The sequence below is a fragment of the Streptomyces sp. TN58 genome (assembly GCF_001941845.1).
Classification (GTDB): domain Bacteria; phylum Actinomycetota; class Actinomycetes; order Streptomycetales; family Streptomycetaceae; genus Streptomyces.
On sequence record NZ_CP018870.1, the window covers coordinates 4,643,460 to 4,665,610 of the forward strand.

25 protein-coding genes are annotated in these 22,151 nt (G+C 69.6%); 22 read left to right on the forward strand and 3 right to left on the reverse strand.

The window, feature by feature from the left end; all coding sequences use genetic code 11:
• Window positions 1–38: 38 nt before the first annotated feature.
• Window positions 39–1,730: a chitinase gene (locus tag BSL84_RS21205; protein ID WP_030027629.1), complete on the reverse strand. Its 1,692-nt coding sequence runs from the start codon at window positions 1,728–1,730 to the stop codon at window positions 39–41.
• Window positions 1,731–2,118: 388 nt separating this feature from the next.
• On the opposite strand from BSL84_RS21205, the gene BSL84_RS21210 reads away from it, so the two are divergent.
• The 13 genes from BSL84_RS21210 (at window position 2,119) to BSL84_RS21270 (ending at window position 12,084) form a co-directional block, all read left to right on the forward strand.
• A complete protein-coding gene (locus tag BSL84_RS21210) occupies window positions 2,119–3,132 on the forward strand; it encodes a hypothetical protein (RefSeq protein ID WP_079273258.1) in 1,014 nt (337 codons plus the stop codon).
• A 50-nt stretch (window positions 3,133–3,182) separates the two neighbouring features.
• Entirely contained in the window at window positions 3,183–3,884 is a 702-nt protein-coding gene (cpaB, locus tag BSL84_RS21215) for a Flp pilus assembly protein CpaB (RefSeq protein WP_075970923.1), read from the forward strand.
• Window positions 3,885–3,891: 7 nt separating this feature from the next.
• Window positions 3,892–5,163, forward strand: a complete 1,272-nt coding sequence (locus tag BSL84_RS21220; RefSeq protein ID WP_075970924.1) for an AAA family ATPase — start codon at window positions 3,892–3,894, stop codon at window positions 5,161–5,163.
• A 3-nt stretch (window positions 5,164–5,166) separates the two neighbouring features.
• On the forward strand, window positions 5,167–5,553 hold the full coding sequence (locus BSL84_RS21225) for a TadE/TadG family type IV pilus assembly protein (RefSeq protein WP_030036421.1): 387 nt from the start codon (window positions 5,167–5,169) through the stop codon (window positions 5,551–5,553).
• A gap of 1 nt (window position 5,554) precedes the next feature.
• On the forward strand, window positions 5,555–5,923 hold the full coding sequence (locus BSL84_RS21230) for a TadE/TadG family type IV pilus assembly protein (RefSeq protein ID WP_045323796.1): 369 nt from the start codon (window positions 5,555–5,557) through the stop codon (window positions 5,921–5,923).
• Window positions 5,920–7,269 (forward strand): CpaF family protein, encoded by a 1,350-nt coding sequence (locus tag BSL84_RS21235; RefSeq protein ID WP_030036425.1) that lies wholly within the window; start codon window positions 5,920–5,922, stop codon window positions 7,267–7,269. Before BSL84_RS21230 ends, BSL84_RS21235 begins: the two co-directional genes overlap by 4 nt.
• Window positions 7,266–8,204, forward strand: coding sequence for a type II secretion system F family protein (locus tag BSL84_RS21240; RefSeq protein ID WP_075970925.1), 939 nt, complete (start codon window positions 7,266–7,268; stop codon window positions 8,202–8,204). The genes BSL84_RS21235 and BSL84_RS21240 overlap by 4 nt, the downstream gene beginning before the upstream one ends.
• Before the next feature lie 16 nt (window positions 8,205–8,220).
• Window positions 8,221–9,114 (forward strand): DUF5936 domain-containing protein, encoded by an 894-nt coding sequence (locus BSL84_RS21245; RefSeq protein WP_030036429.1) that lies wholly within the window; start codon window positions 8,221–8,223, stop codon window positions 9,112–9,114.
• Window positions 9,115–9,117: 3 nt separating this feature from the next.
• Complete coding sequence (locus BSL84_RS21250; protein ID WP_030036432.1) at window positions 9,118–9,804, forward strand: response regulator; 687 nt, start codon at window positions 9,118–9,120, stop codon at window positions 9,802–9,804.
• Between the two features lie 110 nt (window positions 9,805–9,914).
• Window positions 9,915–10,160 (forward strand): hypothetical protein, encoded by a 246-nt coding sequence (locus BSL84_RS21255; RefSeq protein WP_030036434.1) that lies wholly within the window; start codon window positions 9,915–9,917, stop codon window positions 10,158–10,160.
• Window positions 10,160–10,816, forward strand: coding sequence for a pilus assembly protein TadG-related protein (locus BSL84_RS21260; RefSeq protein ID WP_030036436.1), 657 nt, complete (start codon window positions 10,160–10,162; stop codon window positions 10,814–10,816). The genes BSL84_RS21255 and BSL84_RS21260 overlap by 1 nt, the downstream gene beginning before the upstream one ends.
• Before the next feature lie 31 nt (window positions 10,817–10,847).
• On the forward strand, window positions 10,848–11,441 hold the full coding sequence (locus BSL84_RS21265; protein ID WP_075970926.1) for a hypothetical protein: 594 nt from the start codon (window positions 10,848–10,850) through the stop codon (window positions 11,439–11,441).
• A 4-nt stretch (window positions 11,442–11,445) separates the two neighbouring features.
• On the forward strand, window positions 11,446–12,084 hold the full coding sequence (locus BSL84_RS21270) for an OmpA family protein (protein ID WP_030036439.1): 639 nt from the start codon (window positions 11,446–11,448) through the stop codon (window positions 12,082–12,084).
• Here BSL84_RS21270 and BSL84_RS21275 read toward each other — a convergent pair.
• On the reverse strand, window positions 12,056–12,448 hold the full coding sequence (locus tag BSL84_RS21275; protein WP_075970927.1) for an SCO4225 family membrane protein: 393 nt from the start codon (window positions 12,446–12,448) through the stop codon (window positions 12,056–12,058). The genes BSL84_RS21270 and BSL84_RS21275 overlap by 29 nt on opposite strands.
• 246 nt (window positions 12,449–12,694) lie before the next feature.
• Window positions 12,695–13,240: a TetR/AcrR family transcriptional regulator gene (locus tag BSL84_RS21280; protein WP_030036442.1), complete on the reverse strand. Its 546-nt coding sequence runs from the start codon at window positions 13,238–13,240 to the stop codon at window positions 12,695–12,697.
• A 104-nt stretch (window positions 13,241–13,344) separates the two neighbouring features.
• On the opposite strand from BSL84_RS21280, the gene BSL84_RS21285 reads away from it, so the two are divergent.
• From BSL84_RS21285 to BSL84_RS21325, 9 genes are all read left to right on the forward strand, one after another.
• Window positions 13,345–13,758: a nuclear transport factor 2 family protein gene (locus BSL84_RS21285; RefSeq protein ID WP_075970928.1), complete on the forward strand. Its 414-nt coding sequence runs from the start codon at window positions 13,345–13,347 to the stop codon at window positions 13,756–13,758.
• 204 nt (window positions 13,759–13,962) lie between these two features.
• A complete protein-coding gene (locus tag BSL84_RS21290; RefSeq protein ID WP_079273259.1) occupies window positions 13,963–14,388 on the forward strand; it encodes a hypothetical protein in 426 nt (141 codons plus the stop codon).
• Entirely contained in the window at window positions 14,385–16,280 is a 1,896-nt protein-coding gene (locus BSL84_RS21295; protein ID WP_075970929.1) for an alpha/beta hydrolase, read from the forward strand. The genes BSL84_RS21290 and BSL84_RS21295 overlap by 4 nt, the downstream gene beginning before the upstream one ends.
• A gap of 98 nt (window positions 16,281–16,378) precedes the next feature.
• Window positions 16,379–16,873: a hypothetical protein gene (locus tag BSL84_RS21300; RefSeq protein WP_030036450.1), complete on the forward strand. Its 495-nt coding sequence runs from the start codon at window positions 16,379–16,381 to the stop codon at window positions 16,871–16,873.
• A gap of 69 nt (window positions 16,874–16,942) precedes the next feature.
• Window positions 16,943–17,770, forward strand: coding sequence for an alpha/beta fold hydrolase (locus BSL84_RS21305; protein WP_075970930.1), 828 nt, complete (start codon window positions 16,943–16,945; stop codon window positions 17,768–17,770).
• 243 nt (window positions 17,771–18,013) lie between these two features.
• Entirely contained in the window at window positions 18,014–18,346 is a 333-nt protein-coding gene (locus BSL84_RS21310; RefSeq protein WP_030966572.1) for a hypothetical protein, read from the forward strand.
• Window positions 18,347–18,403: 57 nt separating this feature from the next.
• Window positions 18,404–18,718: a pore-forming ESAT-6 family protein gene (locus tag BSL84_RS21315; RefSeq protein WP_045320797.1), complete on the forward strand. Its 315-nt coding sequence runs from the start codon at window positions 18,404–18,406 to the stop codon at window positions 18,716–18,718.
• A gap of 72 nt (window positions 18,719–18,790) precedes the next feature.
• Entirely contained in the window at window positions 18,791–19,240 is a 450-nt protein-coding gene (locus BSL84_RS21320; RefSeq protein ID WP_075970931.1) for a DUF6507 family protein, read from the forward strand.
• Window positions 19,237–22,104, forward strand: a complete 2,868-nt coding sequence (locus BSL84_RS21325) for a hypothetical protein (protein WP_075970932.1) — start codon at window positions 19,237–19,239, stop codon at window positions 22,102–22,104. The genes BSL84_RS21320 and BSL84_RS21325 overlap by 4 nt, the downstream gene beginning before the upstream one ends.
• The last annotated feature ends 47 nt before the right edge of the window (window positions 22,105–22,151 follow it).

A 22,151-nucleotide genomic window follows, 5' to 3' on the forward strand; every position in this document is an offset into this window, starting at 1 on the left:
AGGCCGAACCGATCCGGCCACCCCCACACGTCTACCGCCTACGGGAGCCCGTGGACCTTGGGACCCACCGAGTTCGACCAAGCACTACCCGCCTTGGCGTCCCAGTTGGTCGACCAGGTCATCGCGCCGCGCAGCCCGGGGTAGGTCTTCGACGGCTTGAAGGATCCGCAGTTCGTGCCGCGGGTCAGGCAGTCCAGGGCGTTGTTGACGACGGTCGGGGAGACGTAGCCGCTGCCCGCACCGCTGGGGGAGGCCGGGACGCCGATGCCGACCTGGGACGGGTCGAGGCCGCCCTCCAGCTGGATGCAGGCCAGCGCGGTGAGGAAGTCCACCGATCCCTGGGAGTACACCTTGCCGTCGCAGCCGTTCATCGAGCCGCTGTTGTAGTACTGCATGTTGACGACGGTGAGGATGTCCTTGATGTTGAGCGCCGTCTTGAAGTAGCCGCCCTGCGTGGACTGCATGTCGATGGTCTGCGGGGCCATGGTGATGACGAGCGAGGGGCCCGCCTTCGCGGACAGGGCACGCAGCGCCTGCGTCATGTAGGTGGGGTTGAGGCCGTTCTCCAGGTCGATGTCGATGCCCGTGAAGCCGTACTCCTGCATCAGGGCGTACGCGGAGTTCGCGAGGTTGGTCGCGGAGGCCGAGTCGTTGACCGTGATCGTCCCCTTCTCTCCGCCGACGGAGAGGATGACCGACTTCCCGGCCGCCTTCTTCGCGGCGATGTCGGCCTTGAACTGGGCGACCGTGTAGCCGCCGAGGCCGGCCGAGTCCAGGTTGAAGGTGATGGCGCCGGGCGTGGCGGTGGCGTCGGCGAAGGAGACGGCGATGATGTCGTACTGCGCGGAGACGTCCGAGATCCGCTGCACCGTCGCGCCGTTGTCGAAGTTCTGCCAGTAGCCGGTCAGGGCGTGCCTGGGGACGGCCGGGTTGCCCGGGTTCCCGCCGCCGGTCGTGGTCCCGGTCACCGGCGCGGACTTCGGGCCCTCGCCCGCGGAGCTGTACGCGCTCACCTGGAAGGAGTACGAGGTGGCGGGCGCGAGGCCGGTGACGGCGGTGGAGGTACCGGTCAGGGTCTGCACGCGGGCGCCGTCCTGGTAGACGTGGTACCCGGCCGCGCCGCTGACGGCGTTCCACGAAAGGGTGAGGCCGTTCGCGCTCTGGCCGGAAACGGCGGCCCCGGCCGGCGCTCCCGGGACGCCCGGCCCGGGGTCGGTGCCCCCGCCGCCGTCCGGGCCGAAGACGCTGAACTCGTCCACGGTGTAGGCCGGCTGGCCGTACCAGCCGTGCGTGTAGACGGTGACCTCGGTGGTGGAGGGGCCGGTGGTGAAGGTGGTGGACAGCTTCTGCCAACCGCCGCCCGACCCGGGGGTCCAGGTGGAGACGTCCTGGGTGCCCGTCCCGGTCGCGCCGAGGTAGACGTAGCTGCCCTGCACCTGCGTGCTCAGCGTGTACGTCGAGCTCGGCTTGACCCGGACGGTCTGGCTGCAGCGGGCGTTGTCCGAGCCGGCCGGGGTGGCCCTCAGAGCACCGGCGCCGGCGTACACGGGCGAGGAGACGGCGGCGCCGCTCCCGCCGGAACAGGACCAGTTCGCCAGGCCCGACTCGAAGCCGCCGTTGCGGGCGACGTTGACGTCGGCGGCCTGTGCGGTACCGGTGGCGAGGGCCGTCAGCGCCCCGGCGGCGACGGCGGCGGCGAGCGGCAGGGAGAGGGAGCGTATGCGGTTCACGTGGGCTCCGTGGGGGAGGGGAAAGGGTGAGGGGACAGCCGGGTCGTACGGGGTGGGGTCGACTCACGGCATGCGCTGCCAAGTTGGTCCAGACCAATCTCCGTGTCAAGGGTCTTCGCGAAGTGGCTTGAAATGGCTCAATGCGCGTTCCCTGTTGTCCGGGTTTCCCGTCACCTGTGACCGCTGCCTTACACACGGGAATCACCAAGCCCCTGACCTGCCAGGGGTCACGCGGTTATGGTGCTGGGGCAAGGGGGGACGGGTGACGCGCCGTCAGCGGCCGCGCAGTGGTGCGCGCACGCGAAACGGCTGCGACGCGTCCCCGTCGAGCGCGCGAGAGTCCGGGCGTACGGGGAGAACGTGGACGTGGGGGAACGGGGGGATTCGCGTGCCGACCGCAATCGCTGTCACCAGCGCCGACCTGGTGCTGCCGGCCCCTGACCGGCACACGCCCGGGGCTGCCCTGCTGCACCCGCCCGAACAGCACGACCTGGAGGCCGCGCTCACCGCGACCGGTGCCCTGCTGGAGCGGCACGGCCACCTCGTCGCCCTCGTACCGCCCTGGCTGCCCCGGACCACCGTCCAGCGGCTGCACACCGTCCGGGCCATCCTGGAAACCGACCGGATCGCGCTCCTCGACATCGATCTCCCGCCGCTGGGCACGGCCCTGCTGGCCCGTCAGCTGCGCCAGCTCAGCGTCTGCGACTTCAGCCCCGGAGTCATCGCCTCCGCGGCCCGGCTGCTGTCCCACTACATCTACGCGGGCGCCCTGCTCGGCTCGGTCGCCAAACTCGACCGGGTCCGCGTACCCGTCGGCCTCGGGGCGCACGCCCGGTCCTGGTCGCCGAGCGCTCAGTTCGCCGTACTCGCCCATCCGACACCGCACCTGGCCAGGCTGGGATCCGCCGGCGGGGGCGGGCGCGGCGGACGGGGCGGGCGCGGCGGTGCGCACGGCGGGGGCCGTGGAGGCCGCGGCGGCACCCCGCAGGGCGGTGCACCGGCTGGCGCAGCGGGCGGCGCACCGGACGCGGCAGCGGACCTGCCCGCCGGACCCGGCTTCGCCACGCACCTCACCTTCGCGCGCGGCCAGCTCGCCTCCGACTGGGTCGCCGCCGAACTCGCCACCGCCTGGCAGGTGCAGGGCGTCCTGGAGAACCCGCTGCCGGCCGCCTCACCCGCCTGGTGGGGCACCCCCAAGCTCGTCGAGTTCGCCGCCGGCATCCCCGACCTGTCCGTGCTCTACCAACTGGTCGCCTCGGTACGCCGCGAGCAGTGCCGCTGGTGCGGCCTCGAACTCATCGGCGACCGCTGCGGCTTCTGCGCCGCCCCGCTCACCGCCCCGCCCGCCACCCCACCACCGTCATCGGCGGTGCCGGCGGGCACCGGCCTCTCCAGACCCTGACCGACGACCGAACGTACGAGTGAAGAAAGAACGGCGAGGTAGTACGGCCTATGAACTCACGCCAGCGCCGCGGCGTCATTCTGCTGATCCTGTCGGTCCTGTGCGCCCTGGGAGCCTTCGCCGGAGTCCTCGTGGTGATCGGCGACGTCAACTCCAAGGTCGGGTCCGAGGTCGTCGCCTACCGCGCCAAGGCGGACATAGTCCCGTACAGCCCGCTGGCGGACAGCCAGTTCGAGGAGGTCAGGATCCCCGCGCGCTGGCTCTCCGGCACCGCCGTCACCGACCTCGCCGCCCTGAAGGACAAGATCGCGCTCACCACCCTGAAGAAGGGATCGCTGCTCCAGTCGGACATGTTCGTCGACCGGCCGCAGCTCCAGCCCGGCGAGCAGGAGATCGCCATCATGATCGACGCGGCGACGGGAGTGGCCGGGAAGATCACCTCCGGCGCCAAGGTCAACATCATCGCCACCTTCAAGGGCGCCAAGGACACCGAACCCTCCCGCTCGGTGATCATCGTCGCCAACGCCCGGGTCCTGGGCGTCGGCAAGCTCACCGCCCTGGAGAAGGACAGCGACCGCAAGGGCCCCTCCGAGGCCGTCCCGATCACCTTCGCCCTCAGCACCAAGGACACCCAGCGCGTCGCGTACGCCGAGTCCTTCGCGGAGCACGTGCGCCTCGCGCTGGTCGCCCCCGGCACCGACTCCGCGCCCTCCGCCGACGACCGTACGTACACCCTCGACGGGGACAGGTGAGGCCCGGATGACCACGCGAATCCTCCCCGCCGTCGGCGACCCGGACGCCGCCCGCATCTTCTCCACCCTGCTGAGCCAGCTCCCCTCGGCACAACCGGCGGATCCCGTCGCCGACTCGACCACCCTGCTGGACACCCTGGCCCGGCTCGCCGCGGACTCCCTCGACGAACTCCCCGAGGTGGTCCTCGTACACGAGCGGATCGGTCCGGTGCCCGCCCTGGAACTCATCCGGGAGGTGGCCCTGCGCTTCCCGGCGGTGGGTGTCGTCCTGGTCTCCTCGGACGCCGGGCCCGCGCTCTTCTCCGCCGCCATGGACTCCGGCGCCCGGGGCCTGGTCGGCCTGCCGCTGTCCTACGAGGAACTGGCCGCCCGCGTCCAGGCCGCCGCCCAGTGGGCCGTCGGAGTCCGCCGCCACCTGGGCAGGGCCGCCGCCGACGCCGTCACCGGGCCGGGCGGACGGGTGGTCACCGTCACCGGCGCCAAGGGCGGAGTGGGCACCACCTTCACCGCCGTCCAGTTCGCACTCGCCGCGGCCGCCTCGGGACGGCGTACCGCACTGGTCGACATGGACCTCCAGGCCGGCGACGTGGGCTCGTACCTCGACGTGCAGTTCCGGCGCTCCATCGCCGACCTCGCCGGCATCCAGGACATCTCGCAGAGAGTCCTGCAGGACGCCGTGTACGAGGACCGCACCGGCCTGGCGCTGCTGCTCGCACCGGCCGACGGCGAACGCGGCGAGGAGGTCGACGACCGGGCCGCCCGCCACATCGTCGGCGCCCTGCGCACCCGCTACGAACTCGTCGTCGTCGACTGCGGGACCCAGGTCACCGGCGCCAACGCCGCCGCGGTCGAGATGGCCGACGTCGCCGTCCTGGTCACCACACCCGACGTGATCGCGGTACGGGCCACCAAGCGCATGGTCCGGATGTGGGAACGCCTCCAGGTCCGCAAGGCCGAGGACACCTCGGTGGTCGTCAACCGCTGGAGCAAGCACACCGAGATCCAGCCCGCCCTCATCGAGAAGATCACCAAGACCCGCGCCACCCGCACCCCCGTCCCGGCCGCCTTCAAGGAACTCCAGGCCGTGGTGGACGCCGGCCGCGTCCAGGACCTCGACAACCGGTCGACGGTCAAGCAGGCCCTGTGGACTCTCGCCGGCGAACTCGGCCTCCTGGCCCCCGCCCCCGACACGCCCGCCCCCTCGGGCTCCCCGGGCGGCGCCCTGACCCTGCGCGCCGCGGGCACGGTCTCCCGCCTGCGCCGCGGCCGGGAGGGCTGACGGATGCCCGCGGGAAGAGCGGTCGGGGGCGAGCGGGGCCGCCGGGGCGACCGGGGCCAGGTGGCGATCGAGTTCGTCGGCACGGTCCCGCTGATCCTGCTCCTGGTGGCGGCGGTCTGGGAGTGCGTCCTGATCGGCTACGCCTTCTCCCTGGCGGGCAACGCGGCGGACGAGGCGGCCAGGGCGGGGGCGGTGCACGGGCCCCAGGCCTGCCAGGCGGCCGCGCAGGAGCACATCGGGGCCGCCTGGGGACCCAAGGCCGTCTGCGTGCGGTCCGGCGACATCATGCGGGCGAAGGTCACCCTCGGCGTGCCGGTCTTCTTCCCCGGCCTCGACTTCGGCGAGATCGACGCCACCGGCGGCGCGGCACTGGAGAAGGAGGCCGAGTGAGATGAGGCGGCGCATCCGTTCCGACCGGGGCCAAGTCGCCCTGGAGTACATCGGCTTCATACCGATCCTGCTGTTCGTAGCCCTGTGCGGCATCCAGCTCGGCTGGGTCGCGTACGTGCACGAGCAGGCGGACACGGCCGCCCGTACGGCCGCACGCGTGGAGGCCCAGCACCGGGGCCGGGGCGAGGCGGCGGGGGTGGCGGCCGTGAGGGAGGGGATCGGCGCTGACGTCCGCGTGACCAGGACCGGCGACGCGATCACAGCCGTCGCTGTCATCCCCGTCAACTCGATCATTCCCGGGCTGAACCCCGAACCGGCCAAGGCCACAGCCGTCATGCCCGACGACGACCCGGAGGAGACCGGACCATGAGCCTGCGTTCCCGGGTCAGCACCCCCGACGACCGCCACAGCCCCCGAGAGGACGGCCGGCTGGTCTCCTCCTACCGCGCCAAGCTGCTGGAGGAGATCGACCTCGCCGAGATGTCCGCGCTCGCGCCCGCCGAGCGCCGGGCGCGCCTGGAACGCGTACTCGGGCACATCATCAGCCGCGAGGGCCCCGTCCTGTCCACCGTCGAACGCGCGCAGCTCATCCGCCGCGTCGTCGACGAGGCCCTCGGCCTCGGCGTACTCGAACCGCTCCTCGAAGACGCCTCCATCTCCGAGATCATGGTCAACGGCCCCGACCAGATCTTCGTCGAGAGGGCCGGCCGCGTCGAACAGCTCCCGCTCCGCTTCGCCTCGCACGAACAGCTCATGCAGACCATCGAGCGCATCGTCTCGACCGTCAACCGCCGCGTCGACGAGGCCAATCCCATGGTCGACGCGCGCCTGCCGAGCGGCGAGCGCGTCAACGTCATCATCCCGCCGCTCTCCCTGACCGGCGCCACCCTCACCATCCGCCGCTTCCCCCGCGCCTTCACCCTGCACGAGATGATCGCCCTCGGCTCCCTCGACGAGCAGATGCTCCTGCTGCTGTCCGGGCTGGTGCAGGCGAAGATGAACGTGATCGTCTCCGGCGCCACCGGCACCGGCAAGACCACCCTCCTCAACGCCCTCTCCGGCCTGATCCCGGAGGGCGAGCGCATCATCACCATCGAGGACTCCGCCGAACTCCAGCTCCAGCAGGCCCACGTCATCCGCCTGGAATCCCGGCCCGCGAACGTGGAGGGCAAGGGCCGGATCACCATCCGCGACCTCGTACGCAACTCCCTGCGCATGCGCCCCGACCGCATCATCGTCGGCGAGGTCCGCGGCGGCGAGACCCTCGACATGCTCCAGGCCATGTCCACCGGCCACGACGGCTCGCTGGCAACCGTCCACGCCAACAGCTCCTCCGACGCCCTCACGCGCCTGCAGACCCTGGCCTCCATGTCGGAGGTCGAGATCCCCTTCGAAGCACTCCAGGACCAGATCAACAGCGCCGTCAACGTCATCGTCCAGCTGACGCGCTTCGGCGACGGCTCGCGCCGCATCACGGAGATCTCCATCCTCGAATCACACGGCCGCGAACCCTTCCGGATCACCACCGTCTGCCGTTTCGTCGCCCATCCCATGGGGCCGGACGGCCGCGTCCACGGCTTCTTCGAGTACCGCCCGCTGCCCCGCCGCATCGCCGAACGCCTCTACATGAACAACCAGCCCATCCCGCAGGCCTTCGGCGTCGCCCTGCCGGACGACCCGCTCACCACCCCGCACATCACACGGACCGCCCTGTGAACCCACTGATCCTCCTCACCCTCGGCATCACGCTGCTGGCCTGCGTGCTCGCGGTCGTCGGCCTCCAGGCGTACGCGGCCGGCCGCGCCCAGCACGCCGCCCTCGTCGAACGCCTCTCGGCGAGCGGCGCACCCGAACCGCTCGGCCGCGCACGCCGCTTCCGGAAGATCGACCGCCGACTGCGGAAGACGAAGCTCGGCCGGCGCATCGAGCAGAAGCTGGCGACGACCGGCCTGGACCTCACACCCGGCGAGTTCCTCGTCTACATGCTCGCCTCCGTCGCGGGCGTCTGGCTCATCGCCTCGTCCCTCCTCGCGCCCTTCTTCGGACCGGTCGCCGGCCTCATCGGCGGCTGGGCGGCGAACGCCTTCCTGAACTGGCAGCGGGCACGGCGTACGGAGCGCTTCATCAACCAGCTGCCCGACCTGGCCCGCATCCTCGCCAACGCCACGCAGGCCGGGCTGGCCCTGCGTACCGCCATCGGCATCGCGGCGGAGGAACTGGAAGCGCCGGCCGGCGAGGAACTGGCCCGGGTCGCCGACCGCCTCGCCGTGGGCCACTCCATCGAGGAATCCCTCGGGGAACTCACCGAACGCCTGCCGTCGCGCGAACTCGTCGTCCTCGTCTCCACCCTCGTGCTGTCGGCCCGCGCGGGCGGCGCGATCGTGGACAGCCTGCGCAACCTGACGGTGACGCTGGAGCAGCGCAAGGAGACCCGCCGCGAGATCCGCACCCAGCTGTCCCAGGTCACGGTGACGGCCTACCTGGTCCCCGCCATCGGGCTCGGCTCGCTGCTGCTCGTCGACATGATGATGCCGGGCGCGCTGGACCGGATGACGGGCGCGTTCCTCGGGCAGACGGCCGTCCTCGTCGCCCTCGGCCTCTTCGCGCTCGGCTTCGTCCTCATCCGCCGCCTCTCGAAGATCGACGTGTGAGGGGGCGGACGGGACGATGACCGCACTCCTCCTCGCCCTCGCCGTGAGCCTTTCCGTCTTCGGGGCCTTCCACGGCATCCGCCTCTACCGGGCGGACGTGAAGCTCCCCTCCGACCTGGCCCTGGCCCTGGAGGTCGGGGCGACCCGTACGACGGCGGTCGGATCGCTGGTCGACCGCATCGGCATCCGCTGGGCGCCGCTGGTCCTGCGCGCGATGGGCGCCGCCCGGGTGGCCCGCAAGCGCCGGCAGATCGACATGGCGGGCAACCCGGCCGGCCTGACGATCGACCGGTACGCGGCCCGGCGTGCGGTGTACGGGGTACTGGGCGCCGCGGGCGCCTTCTCCATGCTGGTCAACGGCCAGCTGGTCGCGGCCCTGCTGATGGTGGCGTTCGGCCTGTTCTGGATCGAGGTCGGCCTGTGGTCGGCCATCCGGGTCCGCCGCGACCACATCGAGCGGACGCTGCCGGACTTTCTGGACGTGCTCGCCGTGGTGGTGAGCGCGGGGCTGGGCTTCCGGCAGGCGCTGGACCGGGTGGCCGGCAAGTACGAGGGGCCGTGGGCGGACGAGGTCCGCATCACGCTCCAGCAGATGGACATGGGTGTCAGCCGCCGGCAGGCCTTCGACGAACTGCGGCGGCGCAACGACAGCGAGCAGGTCGCGCAGTTCGTGACCGCCCTCCAGCAGGGCGAGGAGCTGGGCTCCCCGATCGTCGACACGCTGATCGCGATCGCCGAGGACATGCGCCGTACGGACGCCCAGAACGCCCGCCGGCGGGCGGCGCGGGCCGTGCCGAAGGCGACGTTCGCGGTGACGATGTTCATGCTGCCGGGCACGCTCATCCTCCTCGTGTGCGGCTTCGTGTACGGCGCGAACGTCGACTTCGGCGCGCTGTTCGGGGGTGGCTGAGCGATGGCGCGGCTGAGCGTGCTCATCGCCGACGGGAACCCGGTCATCAGGGCCGGCCTCGCGGCCATCCTGGGCGCGGCCGGTGACGTGGACGTGACGGCCCAGGCCGCGGACGGCCGCGAGGCGCTGAGCCTGACCCGCCGGCACGCGCCGGACGTGGTCCTGCTGGACGTCCGGATGCCGGGGGTGGACGGGATCTCGGCGCTGCCGCACCTGGTGCAGCTGGCGCCCGTACTGATGCTGACGTACAGCAGGGAGGCCGACATCGTCCGCGAGGCCCTGCTGCTGGGCGCCGGCGGCTACCTCGTACACGGCGAGTTCACGGCCGACGACCTGGTCAGGGCCGTCCACGACGCCCCCCTGGGCCGCCCCCACTTCACGCCGACGGCGGCGAGCGCCCTGCTGGCGGAACTCCGCGCCTCTTCGCATCCGCAACGCGATGTGGCACAGTCGTCCGAGCGGATGCACAACTCGGTCGACTTCGGGCTCAGTTCGCGTGAGGTGGAGATCATGGATCTGATCGCGTCCGGGATGAGCAACCAGCAGATCGCCGCCGCCTGCTTCATCAGCGAGAAGACGGTCAAGAACCACATCAACCGCATCTTCGCGAAGCTCCGGAGCGCCACGCGCAGCGAGGCGATAGCCCGCTGGCTGGGAACCGCCCGTCCAGGAGTGACCGGTCATGGGTAGACGGAGTGCGCAGTGGGTCCGTAATTGGGTCCCGGGACCCTTGGTCACGACCGGTGACTCGCCGTACCGTCCGCAGATCGACACCGGTACCGGCCCGGGAGGGAACCCCCATGTCACAGAACACGCTGCTGAAGGCCGCCGTGGAGGCGCGGATCAGGGTGAACGGATGGGCGGACACGGCGGTGACGAGGCTCCGCAGCCGCCACGCCCAACGGGACCGCGGTCAGACGGCCTTCGAGTACCTGGGCATCATCCTGGTGGTGATCGTGATCGTCGGCGCGATCGTCGGCTCCGGTGTCGGGACAGAGATCACCACGCGGATCAAGCAGGCGGTGAAGGACATCAAAGCCGGCTGATGACGTCGCTTGAACGGCGAACGGCCGACCGTGGCCAGGCCTTTCCCATCTACGTCGTCGTGGTGGCGGGTCTGCTCTTTGCCGCGCTCGCCTTCTTCGTCGTCGGCCAGGCTTCCGTCAAGCGAAGCGACGCCCAGGGTGCTGCGGACGCCGCAGCTCTGGCTGCCGGGCGGGCGGTCAGGGACGATGTGCTGCTGGGTCTCGACCTGGCCGCGCTGACATCTGGCGACTGGGAGAAGATCCTCGGAGGGAAGGCCTTCGCGGTCGGCGAAGCATGTGGCGAGGCCACCGCCTTCGCAGCGAAAAACGACGCGACAGTGACGTCATGTGATCCCGCAGGCCCCAGGTTCACCGTCACGGTGGAGACCCGGGGAGCAGTTGGTCAATCCGTGATTCCCGGGACCGAGAGCATGCACGCGACTGCAACAGCCACAGCTTTGATAAAGCCGAAGTGCCACCTGGGTGCGGCATCCACTCCAACGCCCACCGCTAGCCCCACCACGCCAGGGGAGGGCGGCTCGACGGCCCCGCCGACGCCTACTCCGCCAACGGTGACTTTCGCTTGCGGCGGGGATCTGATCAAGCTCGACCCGCTCAAGCCCGGCTCGCTCAGCGGATTGACCAAGAAACTGTTCAGCGTGCGACTCGTCGGCTGACGGGGACCGAGAGACAAGGAAGCGTTCACAGATGAGCATGCGGCGCATGGTGAAGGTCCGCGGGGGAGCGGCTGTTGCGGGTGCGGCGGTCGTGATCCTCATGCTGGCCGGGTGTGGTGGCAATGGCGCAGACAACAAGCCGAAGGGGGAGCCGAAGCCTTCAGCTCCCCAGTCTCAGGGATCAGGAGCGCAGAACCCGGCGCCGAGCGGGAGCCAGGGTTCCGAACCGACCGCAGTGATCGCCACCGTGAACGGAGCGAGTGGTATGACACTGGTAGTCAACTCATTGCAGCGCGACCCGGGTGGGTTCCTGACGGTCAACGGTCAGATCAAGAACACGGGCAGCCAGTCCTTCACCGGTACTTCGGCGTGGCGGGGAATCGAACTGAAGGGCAGCGGAGAGTCCGTGGCCGGGGCCACGCTTGTCGACAAGGCGGGCAAGAAGCGCTACTACGTACTGCGGGACACCGAAGCGCGCTGCCTGTGCACCACGGGGATTTCGAGCGTCGACCCCGGTCAGGTGGTTCCGTTCTTTGCACAGTTCCCTGCGCCGCCGACCTCGACCACAGAGGTGGAGTTCAGCCTGCCCACCTTTGCCACGGCCACCGTCAAAATCTCGGGGTGACCCCATGACAACACGCCACCGCACCGTCGCCGCCACGGCCGCTGCCGGTCTTGTGATCGCGGGAGGACACCTCGTCGGGGCCACCGCCGCCCACGCCGACGACGTGAAGCCCTCCGTACCCCCCGGCACAGAGCCCTCAGCCTCCGCACCCGTGGCGATCGACTCCAACGCCCCCGGGCTGAAGATCCCGCAGGGCGGGACCCTCGCACCGGTCAAGGTCCTCGACATCGCCGAGGTCGTCGAAGACCTCGGCGGCGAGCAGCGGCGGCAGGAGACCAACGAGACCGTCATGATGGCGTTGCAGTCCGAGGTGCTGTTCCCAGAGGACAGCGCCGTGTTCAACGCGCAGGCCGCCGCCCGGATCCAGGCCATCGGGAACGAGATCAACCAGTCCAAGGCGACCCGCATCCGCGTCTTCGGTTTCACCGACGACCAGGGCAGCTACGAGCACGGCAAGGAACTGTCCAAGCAGCGGGCAGACGCCGTACACAACGAGCTGGCCAAGACCGTGACGAACCCGAGCGTCGTCTTCGACGTCCGCGGCTACAGCGAGGACTACCCGATCGCCGACAACAGCACGGAGGAAGGCCGCAAGAAGAACCGCCGGGTGGAGATCACCTTCCCGCGCGGCGCCGCAGGCTAGTCAGCTCTGCCACTCCCGCCCCCACGCCCGCCCCCGCCCCCGCCCGCCACCGGAGGCGCAGGCGGCCGCGGGAGGCCTCCACGATCGTGCCGAGGGCGAGCGACTGGAGCAGTACGCACACCACGAGCTCCGTCAGGAAGAGCCACGTGGCCGGCTGCCCCTCCCCGAGCACCGCCGCCTGGACCAGCGCCACGACGAGCATCAGCGGGAACGCGAACAGCGCCGGCAGCACCCATACGAACCCGGGATCCGGGGCGAACAGCGTGACGGCCGCCGCGACGACCGCGGCCACGCCGACGAGGCCCAGGTAGATCGCCGAAGCGGGGTTCGCGAAGGTGAGGCGGGCCAGCGTACGAGCGTTCATACCTCCATGGTCGGGCGGCCCCGCGCTCCTGTCGTGAGTACGCGTACCCAGTTGCCCCCGACCTCGCCAGGCCGCCCCATGAGGTGGAGGAGGCGGAGGCGCTGCCCGGCCTCTCCCTCGGCATCAAGCCGGCGCAACCCCCATAGGCAGCCGCTGATCCGGCCGGCCCGTGCCTCGCGAACACGGACGGTGGCGACGGAGCCGCCGAAGAACCACCACGCGACGGCGCGGGAAGGCGCCCCCGCGTCACTTCGACTTCGACAGCAGAAGCTCCGCCACCTCGCGCGCCCGGCGGGCCGGTTCCGGGCCGGGGTTCAGGGCGGCCACCGCCGTCGCTCCCTCGACCAGGACCAGGAGCTGGTCGGCGAGCGAGGGCGGGGACCCGGCCGGTACCCACTCGGTCAGGAGGGCGCGGAGTTCGGCCTTGTGGACGCGTACGACCTCCGGCGCGGCCGCGCCCAGCTCCCCGTACGCGTTGAGGAACGCACAGCCGCGGAAGTCCGGCTCCGCGAACCACCGCGCCAGCCAGTCGAACACGGCCAGAACCGGCGGCCGCGTCGACGCGGACGCCGCCGCCACCGACTCGCGCAGGCTCGCCGTCCAGCGGCGGTCGCGGCGTTCGAGGTACGCCGCCACCAGGGACTCCTTGGCCGGGTAGAGCCGGTAGAGGCGCTTGAGCGGGACGCCGGACGCGGTGCGGATGCGGTCCATGCCCACCGCCTGGATGCCGTGGCGGTAGAACAGCTCCTCCGCCGCGTCCAGCAGTCGGGTACGGGCCTCTTCGTCGTCCATGAGGGCAGCGTAGCCCGAAACCGCTTGCGGCGAGAACGATCGTTCTCCTAGTCTTCGCGATCAGGAGAACGTCCGTTCTCAACCCCTCGCCCAAAGGATGCGCCATGACCGCCCGTCCGCCCCTCCCGCCCTTCACCGACGAGACCGCCCGCGCCAAGGTCCAGGCCGCCGAGGACGCCTGGAACAGCCGCGACCCCGAACGCGTCGCCCTCGCCTACACCGAGGACTCCGTCTGGCGGAACCGCGACCGCTTCCTGACCGGCCGCGAAGAGATCCGCGCGTTCCTCGCCGACAAGTGGGCGCGCGAGCTCGACTACCGGCTCCGCAAAGAGCTGTGGGCCCACACCGGCAACCGCATCTCCGTCCGCTTCGAGTACGAGTGGCACGACGCCTCCGGCCAGTGGTGGCGCAGCCACGGCAACGAGCAGTGGGAGTTCGACGACGACGGCCTGATGCGCCGCCGAGAAGCCAGCATCAACGACGTCCCGATCACCGCGGAGGACCGCAGCATCCCCTGAACACACCCCTGGGTACGGGCACTCAGACGCGCCCCCGGGTCTGAGTACGCCCGCCCCTGGTCGGGGCCGTTTCGAGCTGGTATGACATGCCTCCCCAATGTCCGGAGGGGCCGCATGGCGAACTTGTGTTCGTCGTGCGCTTACTGATTCTTTGGGGGAAGGAAACGGCGTCGGGGAGGCGCCGCAGGAGGGGTGTCACACCAAATGAGCACACAGGGAGACCTGCCGGCGCACTGGCAGCAGCTTTTCGGCGAAGCACCGGCCATGAGGCTGGCATCGGCTGCCGCACCCAGCGGCGGGGGCGGAGGAGACGGGGATCTGGCGCACTCCGGCGGACCCTGGACCAAGGCCTCGGTCGCGGCAGGCGAGCTGCGCGTCACCACGGCTGAAGGTCTCGGCAAGATGGCCGCCGCACACGAGGGAATCGCTGCCGGGACGGCGGGGCTCGGCGCAACTGCGGCGCTGGCCGCTGTCCGCGAGTCGTGGGAGAGGCGGGTGTCCGCCATACGGGACGAGTGCGGCTCGGTGCAGGGCGCTCTGCTGAACGTCGCTCGGGAAATCGGCGAGGTGGACGAGAACAACAAGGTCGCGTTCTCGCAGCTCGTGCTCAAGCAGGATGCCGACCGGTGACACTGACCTGGCAGCAGCTCCGCGATCTGAAGACCCAGGAGTTCACGGAGGCCGCGACCGCGTGGGCCGACGTCAGCACCAGGGCCGACACCGGGCGTACGCGCATCAGCGTAGGGATGATCAAGGCGTTGGAGTCGCAGAAGGGTGCGTCCGCGACCGCGGCCTACGAACGGCTCAAGCGCGTCGACCGCAACTTCGACTTCATCCACACCGAGTGCGGCCTCGTCCGTACCACCCTCAACTCGCTGGCCCACGAACTCTCCGAGGAGCAGGTACGGCTCAAGCGGGCGCTCGACGACGCGGCGGCGCACGGCTACACCGTCCACTCGGACGGATCCGTCCAGTATCCGCAGGGCGGCGAGAACTTCCTCACCAAGGAGCCGGTGCCGGGCGGTTCCGTCCGGGGCGTCGACCGACCCTTGCACCTCCAAGGCGCACCCACGCACCCCCGGGGCAAGGCGCCCTTTCCCACCAGTGCCAATCCGCACCATGCCGTCGCCCAGGAGATAGCCACCCGTATCGCGGGCGCGCTGACAGCGGCCCAGGACGTTGACTCCCGTTTCACGCGGGCGCTGAACGGCCTCAAGGCGCCGGACGGCCTCGATGTCACGGAGGCAACCTGGGCCGATGCCGCGGGCGATGCGGCCGTGGTCCGCCGGGAAGCAGCGGACTACCTGCGCGACACCATTCCGGAGAGCAGCTCCCCGGCAGACCGCAGCAGCTGGTGGAAGGGGCTCACGGAGGACCAGCGGGCCGAGCTCATGGCCACTTACCCCGACGTGATCGGCAACCTGGACGGCATCCCGGCGGACGTCCGGCACCAGGCTAACCAGGACAACCTCCAGATGCTGATCGGTAAGCTGTCGGAACAGAGCGATGAAAAATCCCGGACACAGCTCGCGGGCATGCGCTCGATCGACCACCAGTTGCTCTATCCCAAGCCGGGAGATCCCCCGATGTACCTGCTGGGCATCGGAGACCAGGGCGGAGGCCGGGCCATCGTGGCCTTCGGCAACCCGGACACGTCGCGGAATGTCTCAGCGTACGTTCCGGGGCTGGGCACCGCGCTCGACGCGGAGTTCGCCCGCAATGACCTAACTCGGGCCCGCGATACCGCCAAGGGCGCCCAGAAGTTCGATCCGAGCTCCGCGTCCATCGTCTGGCTCGGCTATGACGCGCCTCAGCTGCCTGCTGACAGGATCCTCGACAACCTGGACGTCATGTCAAAGGAGCACGCGGAGAAGGGGGCGCCGGCGTATAGCCGGTTCATGGCGGGTCTCGCCGCCACGAACCACAACTCCGACCCACACATCACCGCCATCGGTCACTCATACGGTTCGCTGACGGTGGGGCAGTCTGCGTTGCAAAGCGGCGGGATCCCCGGTGTCGACGACATCGTCCTGGTGGGCAGCCCGGGTACCGGGGCGCAGCGCGCCGACCAGCTAGGGGTGGGTAAGGAGCACGTTTACGTGGGGGCTTCCGACCACGACCCGGTCTCCATGGCACCGAACAAGGTGGAGTCCGGGGCGATGCTGGGCAGTGGGGCGGCGGGTGCCGTTGCCGGCGGCCTCGCAGGATCGGTTCTGGGGCCCCTCGGCATGGTGGGTGGAGCCATCGTCGGAGGCGCTGGGGGCGCCGTCCACGGACTCGTGATGGGCGACGCGCTCACCGACGAAAGCCAGATCTACTTCGGCACGGATCCAGCACACAAGAACTTCGGAGGCAACCGCTTCAAGGTGGACGACGGCCCACTGCCTGTCATGGAAGGTGACGGCCCCATGGACGCACACTCCAACTACTTCAACCCGGATAAGGACCTGGATTCCGCGTCGAACATCGCACGGATCGTCTCGGGTCATGCCGAGGACATCAGCACCGAGGAACCCCGATGAAGTCACCGCGCGCCGTAGCCGTGCTTTTCGCGCTGGCAACCCTAGTCGCGGGATGCGGCCCGGGTACCGATGACGGATCAGCCAAGAGGAGTAAGTCCATGCGACTGCAGCAGGGCGCCGAGCGCGCCGACGCCATCCTTCAGGAGACGCTGGGAGCCGTACGGCCGGAGCTGAAGTGGAACCACGGTTCCTCGTCGGATTCCGGCTGCACGAACGCGGTGGGCGGGGGAACGGGCACTGCGGCAGCCAAGCGGACCATCCTGATCCTCACCATCGTCTCCGAGCAGAGGCGGGGCGCCCTGCTTGGAGTCATCGAGCGGACCTGGAAGGACCGCGGCTACAAGATCACCAATGTGAACAAGAGCCCGAAGTTCCCTGCCATCTTCGCAAAAACTCCGGACGGCTACAGCCTCTCGGTCGAGGTGGGCGGTGAAGGACAGTTCTTCCTGGAGGCCGCCACCCCCTGCCTGACCGATTCCGACGTCATGGAGCCCGCCACCAAGCCGAACACCTCGCAGCGCAAGGGGCCGTTCCCCCAGCGCCCCGACGAGCAGGACGAGTTCTGGTCGGCCACCACGCCCGTCCAGCAGTGAACCGCGTCTGACAGCATGATCAAGGCTTCGCGGGGAGGCCGGCATGGCAACGGGCAAGGGGGACCGGATATGGCACGGGCTCAGGTGAACGGCGTCGAGCTCTTCTACGAGATCGAGGGCGACGGGGAACCACTCGTCCTCGTGCACGGTTCCTGGACCGACCACCACAGCTGGGACGCCGTCCTGCCGCATCTCGCCCGCGCCCACCGCGTCCTCGTCTACGACCGCCGCGGCCACAGCCGGAGCGAGCGCCCGCCGGGCCAGGGCACCCGGGCCCAGGACGAGGACGACCTGGCCGCGCTCATCGAGATGCTCGGCGCCCCCGTCCACGTGGCCGCGAGCTCCTTCGGCGGCTCGGTCGCGCTCGGCCTCGCCGCCCGCCGCCCCGAACTGCTGCGCAGCCTCGCCGTCCACGAGCCGCCGCTCACCGCCGTCGTCGCCGGCGACCCGGAGCTCGACCGGCTGATGCGGGAGGCGCAGGCGCCCATCGACGCCGTCATGGCGGACGTGCGCGCGGGCGACTCCGAGGGCGGCGCGCGCCGCTTCGTCGAGGAGGTCGTGTTCGGGCCGGGCGCGTGGGACGCGATGCCGCACGCGGCCCGGCGCACGTTCACCACCAACGCCCCCACGGCCGCCGACGAACAGGGGGACCCGGGCTGGGACACCGTCGACCTCGCCCGGCTCGCCGGCTACACCGGCCCGGCGATGCTGAGCAAGGGCACCGACAGTCCGGCGTGGTTCCCCGCGATAGTCGACCGGCTCGCGCAGGTGCTGCCCGGAGCGCAGGCCCGGACTCTGCACGGAGAGGGCCACGTCCCCCACCTCACCGCCCCGCACCGCTACGCCGAGAACGTCCTCGCCTTCATCGCCTCCACCGGCTCCGCCACGCGCCGCTGATCGTCCGGCGGCGGTCGGCCGGAGGTGTCGTCGCGGAGTTCTCGTGTGCGATGACGTACCGGTCGTTCGGAGTATGGCGCGCTCCCGCACACAGGTGTGGGCTTGTGGCAGGGAAGTGCCTGGCGGGTTGTCATGGGTAAGCCATAACCGCTTCGTTGCTGGTTGCAGGTGCGATGTATGTTGATGGGACTCGTCATACGTGTGATCGATTGATCCTCTTTGGGGAGTGCGGGGGAGTGTGGGATGAAGTTCGACATGGGGACTCAGGTTCTGACGAACCTGATGTCGGGGTCGCGTACGTCGAATACCGACCTGGGATCGCTGATCAAGCAGCTGGTGGCCGCCGCGCAGCCGCTGGAGGGCAAGTTCCAGGGGCAGGGCAAGGTGGCGTTCGACTCGTTCAAGCTGCGTGCGGACGGTATCGCGAAGGAGCTGAACGCCTCGCTGGCGGCGATCCTGGGCGGCCAGTCGGGTATGGAGCAGGCGTTCGGGTCGGGTGACCAGGAGCAGGGCGAGAACGCCCGCCAGACGCAGGGTTCGGCGAACTTCGACGCCGCCCGCTTCCGCGGCCGCTAGGCCGGCCGGGTTCCGCTTCTTCTTCTTTCTTCGGTTTCAACGGTGAGTGTGGTTGTCATGGGTACGGGTGGGACGGACCGTCGTGCGTACGACGTGGGCGCCTCGACGGAGGTGCAGGGCGGCATCAAGGCGGTGATCGGCCAGCTGGAGCAGGTGATCGCCGCACGTGAGGCGCAGGTCGCGGCGGCCATGTCGGACTTCGCGGCGGACGGTGTGGCGGACGACTACCACGCCAAGGAACTGCGCTGGAAGAACGCCTCGCAGGAGGTCAAGAACATCATCCAGCTGCTGAACACGACGCTGGAGAAGAACGACGCGACGGCGCGCCAGACGCTGCAGCGCGCGAAGGCCGCGGTCGACAACATCGGCTGAGCAGGATCGTTTCAGCAGGCCGGTAAGCCGGATAGCCGGTAGGGAAGTCGGGTTCACGGGGGTGGATCGTCCATGACGTCATGGGACATCAAGCCGCAGGGCGTGCAGAGCCAGTTGAAGACCGTCGGCGGGAACGCCGGCGAGTTGGAGAAGGCCCTGAACGCGCTGCTCACAGCCATGTCTGAGGCGGCCCAGGCCGCGGGGACGGCCGTCCCGGGCTCGCAGTCGGGGATGACTCCGCAGGGTCCGCTGGCCCCGGGGGCGGGGCCGGCTCCGGGTTCGGCCTTCGTGGCGCCGCAGAAGGCGATGGGGCCGGTGGCTGCCGCCCTGGGCGAGTACCTGACGGCCCGCAAGCCGGAGTTCAAGTCGATGGCCGAGCGGATCGAGGCGTGCATCCTCGGCGCGGTCAAGGCCACGAACGAGTACCTGGAAGGCGACCTGGACCAGGCCAAGGCGGCCCAGGACGCGGCCAAGTCCGTCAACCTCGACATCCTGCGTGAGAAGCCCGGGGGCAAGAAGTGAGCGGGAACGCACCGGTCGACCCGGCCGAGATACCGGTCTTCACCGGCAACCTGGCCGTACTGGACGAAAAGGTCAAGCTGATCTCGTCCGGCGGGGCCACGGTCTCGACGAAGGCCTCGGACGTCCACACGAGCTTCGGCGGGCTCCAGGCTTTCTACCAGGCACCCGAGGCCGACCAGCTCTTCGCGACGACGAAGCCCGTCTCGGACCTTGGACTGAAGCTCAGCTCCGACATGGGCACCATCGCCGGCGCGCTGGGTACGTACTCCCGCGACGCCGCGCCGATCGTCGAGAAGCTGAAGACTCTGAAGACGGAGGCGGAAGCGTTCCGTACGAAGGTCGCCGACGACGACAAGTGGCGTGAAGACGGCAGCCTGATCGACGAGAATCTCGATCGCCGGAACGAGATCGCCGAGGTGTGGGAGCAGTTCCTCGAGGTGGAACGGGCCGCCCACGCGAAAATCGTCGCGCTGGTGGGCGGCAAGCCGCTGCGCGTGAACGACGGCTCCAACGCCCCGGACATGTACGGCTACGACGCCGAGGCGATGAAGCAGTCCAAGTCCCTGCCGTGGGGCGACGCGGTCGAGGAGTCCATCCCGGCGTGGCAGGTGTGGGAGCACGCCTGGGAGTACGGCAAGGGGTTCTTCGTCGACGGCGTGTGGGGGACTCTCAAGGGCTTGGGCGGCCTGGTCGGTTTGCAGGGTTGGGACACGTTCAAGCAGTCGTGGGCGGGCCTGGCGAAGCTTGGGACGGGCCTGTCGATCGCCATGATCCCCGGCGTGGGTGCGCTGTACATGGCAGTGCCGGACGACAAGCTTCCCGCCTACCTGCGTGAGTCGCGCACCGCGATGAAGGAGACGGGCAAGGCACTTCTCGCATGGGACCAGTGGGGCTCCAACCCCGGCCGCGCGGCCGGCGCGGTCACCTTCAACGTGATCACCACGGTCTGCACGGGTGGTGCGGGTGGCGCGGTCTCGGGCGCGGGCAAGGCGGGCGCCGTGGCGAAGGCGCTGTCGGTCGCGGGCAAGGCCGGTCGGATCGTCGACCCGATGACGTACGTCTTCAAGGGCGCGGGCGCGGGCATCTCGAAGATCGGCGACGTGATGGCCGGCCTGAAGGGCATGGGGAAGATCGAGGTCCCGAACATCAACCTCGACGGCGCGGTCGCCCTACCCGACGGCGCCGTGATGCTGCCCGACGGCGCGATCCACCTCCCGCCGGGCTCGGCCGTCCCGGACGGCGCGATCAAACTCTCCGACGGCAACATCAAGCTTCCGGAGAACACCACGACGTTCCCGCCCGGAACGGTAAAACTGCCGACGCCCGACGGCACCTCGCGGTTCATGGACCTCGACGGCAACATCTACAAGGCCGACGGCAGCCTCGACCAGAGCGGCACGGCCGCCCCGAAGGAACCCTCCCCGGAGACGGGCGCAGGCGTACCGCGCACCGAGGCCCCCAAGGTCGACACCCCCTCCACCGCCAGGGTCCCGGAACTGGAACTCGCCGGCGTCGGCGGCCGCGGCGGCGACAACGGCATCAACCTCGGCAGCAACATCTCCGACCCCGTCCACGCCATGGACAACGGCGCCCACGGCCCGCGCGGCATCGACAACACCCCGGGCGGCCACGCCCCGGAGAACGTGCCCCGGGGCGACCTGAACAACCCCGGCGGCGCCCCCCGCCCGGACCCCCCGAGCACCGCCGGCACCCACCATGACGGACCGGGCGGTGGCAGTCGAGACGACGGCCCGGGTGCGGGCGGTAGCCACCACGACCCCGCGTCCAGGGGCGGGCACCACCCGCAGACGCCGGGCACCGGAAGCTTGGGCGACCTCGGGAACACTGCGGACGACGTGGCCGCGCCTACCCCGGGCACGGGTGCCACGGACAATGCGGCAACATCGGCTCCCGCCACCACGCGCCAGCCGGTGCCACGGCCCAGCTTCATGCTCCACGGCAGTAATCCTTACGGCCGTCCCGGGCGTCTCACCGTAGATCAGATCGAGGAAATTCAGGTCTATCGGGCCAACGAAGAGCCCGGGTATTTTGATTCCTACTACAAAGAAAACGGAAACCGAAAAAGACTCAAGTACAAGGACGAGAGTAAGCTCACGCCGCCCCAGCTCACCAGGGAAAGTGAAAACCATCCGTGGATCAGGGCCAAGGATGCCCCCGACCCGCCTACGCCCCACTATCTTGACCCCGATCTCATCCACAGGGATGCCGGAACGGTTACCGATTCGGCACGCCTGGACAGGCTCAAGGTCGCCACTAAGGACCGATACTTCACCATCGAGTGGGACACTCTCGCCGAAAGACTGAAGAAGGAAGCGGAGGCCACCCACAAGATAACCGGAACCGATGAAACTCTCGGCCTGTGGGCGGAGAGCCGCGGCGTGTACCGGGAGTCCCACACGCAGATGATCAAGGAAACCGAGCGCTACGGCGAGTTCGTGGCGGAGTACCACTACATCGCGGAGAATCACCCCGGTTCCGTGAAGCAGACCCTGCATGGGCCGAAGAATGGCAACGACCAGTTCGACCAGGTGTGGCTCACGCCAGACGGCAGGTACATCGTCATAGAGGCAAAGAGCAGTATCAAAACGAAACTCGGAGGCCGAAACTTGCTCAGTGGACGCAGGGTTTCCCAGGGGTCGCAGGAATATTTTTTCGACATCATTAGGGAAATGACAGATCGAGGCAAGAAGATCAAGAGCGAGGGTGATCTCGCAGAGGCCCTTAAGACAGCCCTCAAACAGGGGAAGCTGGATTATGTGGTCGTCAAGGGCGACAGCAATGCGCCTGCGTACAATGGCCACCACTACCAGCGATTCGACCTCAGCAAGAGGAGCCTCCCGTGACCGTCACTGTGAGTCGGCATTTCACCCCAGGTGCCACAGAAGAGGAG

Excerpts from the sequence above, each read along its gene's own strand:
- BSL84_RS21250 (WP_030036432.1), top strand. The coding sequence starts at position 9,118 with ATGGCGCGGCTGAGCGTGCTCATCGCCGACGGGAACCCGGTCATCAGG.
- BSL84_RS21315 (WP_045320797.1), top strand. The coding sequence starts at position 18,404 with ATGGGTACGGGTGGGACGGACCGTCGTGCGTACGACGTGGGCGCCTCG.
- BSL84_RS21235 (WP_030036425.1), top strand. The coding sequence starts at position 5,920 with ATGAGCCTGCGTTCCCGGGTCAGCACCCCCGACGACCGCCACAGCCCC.
- BSL84_RS21285 (WP_075970928.1), top strand. The coding sequence starts at position 13,345 with ATGACCGCCCGTCCGCCCCTCCCGCCCTTCACCGACGAGACCGCCCGC.
- BSL84_RS21260 (WP_030036436.1), top strand. The coding sequence starts at position 10,160 with ATGACGTCGCTTGAACGGCGAACGGCCGACCGTGGCCAGGCCTTTCCC.
- BSL84_RS21220 (WP_075970924.1), top strand. The coding sequence starts at position 3,892 with ATGACCACGCGAATCCTCCCCGCCGTCGGCGACCCGGACGCCGCCCGC.
- BSL84_RS21245 (WP_030036429.1), top strand. The coding sequence starts at position 8,221 with ATGACCGCACTCCTCCTCGCCCTCGCCGTGAGCCTTTCCGTCTTCGGG.
- cpaB (WP_075970923.1), top strand. The coding sequence starts at position 3,183 with ATGAACTCACGCCAGCGCCGCGGCGTCATTCTGCTGATCCTGTCGGTC.
- BSL84_RS21255 (WP_030036434.1), top strand. The coding sequence starts at position 9,915 with ATGTCACAGAACACGCTGCTGAAGGCCGCCGTGGAGGCGCGGATCAGG.
- BSL84_RS21280 (WP_030036442.1), bottom strand. The coding sequence starts at position 13,240 with ATGGACGACGAAGAGGCCCGTACCCGACTGCTGGACGCGGCGGAGGAG.
- BSL84_RS21305 (WP_075970930.1), top strand. The coding sequence starts at position 16,943 with ATGGCACGGGCTCAGGTGAACGGCGTCGAGCTCTTCTACGAGATCGAG.
- BSL84_RS21275 (WP_075970927.1), bottom strand. The coding sequence starts at position 12,448 with ATGAACGCTCGTACGCTGGCCCGCCTCACCTTCGCGAACCCCGCTTCG.
- BSL84_RS21310 (WP_030966572.1), top strand. The coding sequence starts at position 18,014 with ATGAAGTTCGACATGGGGACTCAGGTTCTGACGAACCTGATGTCGGGG.
- BSL84_RS21300 (WP_030036450.1), top strand. The coding sequence starts at position 16,379 with ATGCGACTGCAGCAGGGCGCCGAGCGCGCCGACGCCATCCTTCAGGAG.
- BSL84_RS21270 (WP_030036439.1), top strand. The coding sequence starts at position 11,446 with ATGACAACACGCCACCGCACCGTCGCCGCCACGGCCGCTGCCGGTCTT.
- BSL84_RS21265 (WP_075970926.1), top strand. The coding sequence starts at position 10,848 with ATGAGCATGCGGCGCATGGTGAAGGTCCGCGGGGGAGCGGCTGTTGCG.
- BSL84_RS21320 (WP_075970931.1), top strand. The coding sequence starts at position 18,791 with ATGACGTCATGGGACATCAAGCCGCAGGGCGTGCAGAGCCAGTTGAAG.
- BSL84_RS21290 (WP_079273259.1), top strand. The coding sequence starts at position 13,963 with ATGAGCACACAGGGAGACCTGCCGGCGCACTGGCAGCAGCTTTTCGGC.
- BSL84_RS21230 (WP_045323796.1), top strand. The coding sequence starts at position 5,555 with ATGAGGCGGCGCATCCGTTCCGACCGGGGCCAAGTCGCCCTGGAGTAC.
- BSL84_RS21225 (WP_030036421.1), top strand. The coding sequence starts at position 5,167 with ATGCCCGCGGGAAGAGCGGTCGGGGGCGAGCGGGGCCGCCGGGGCGAC.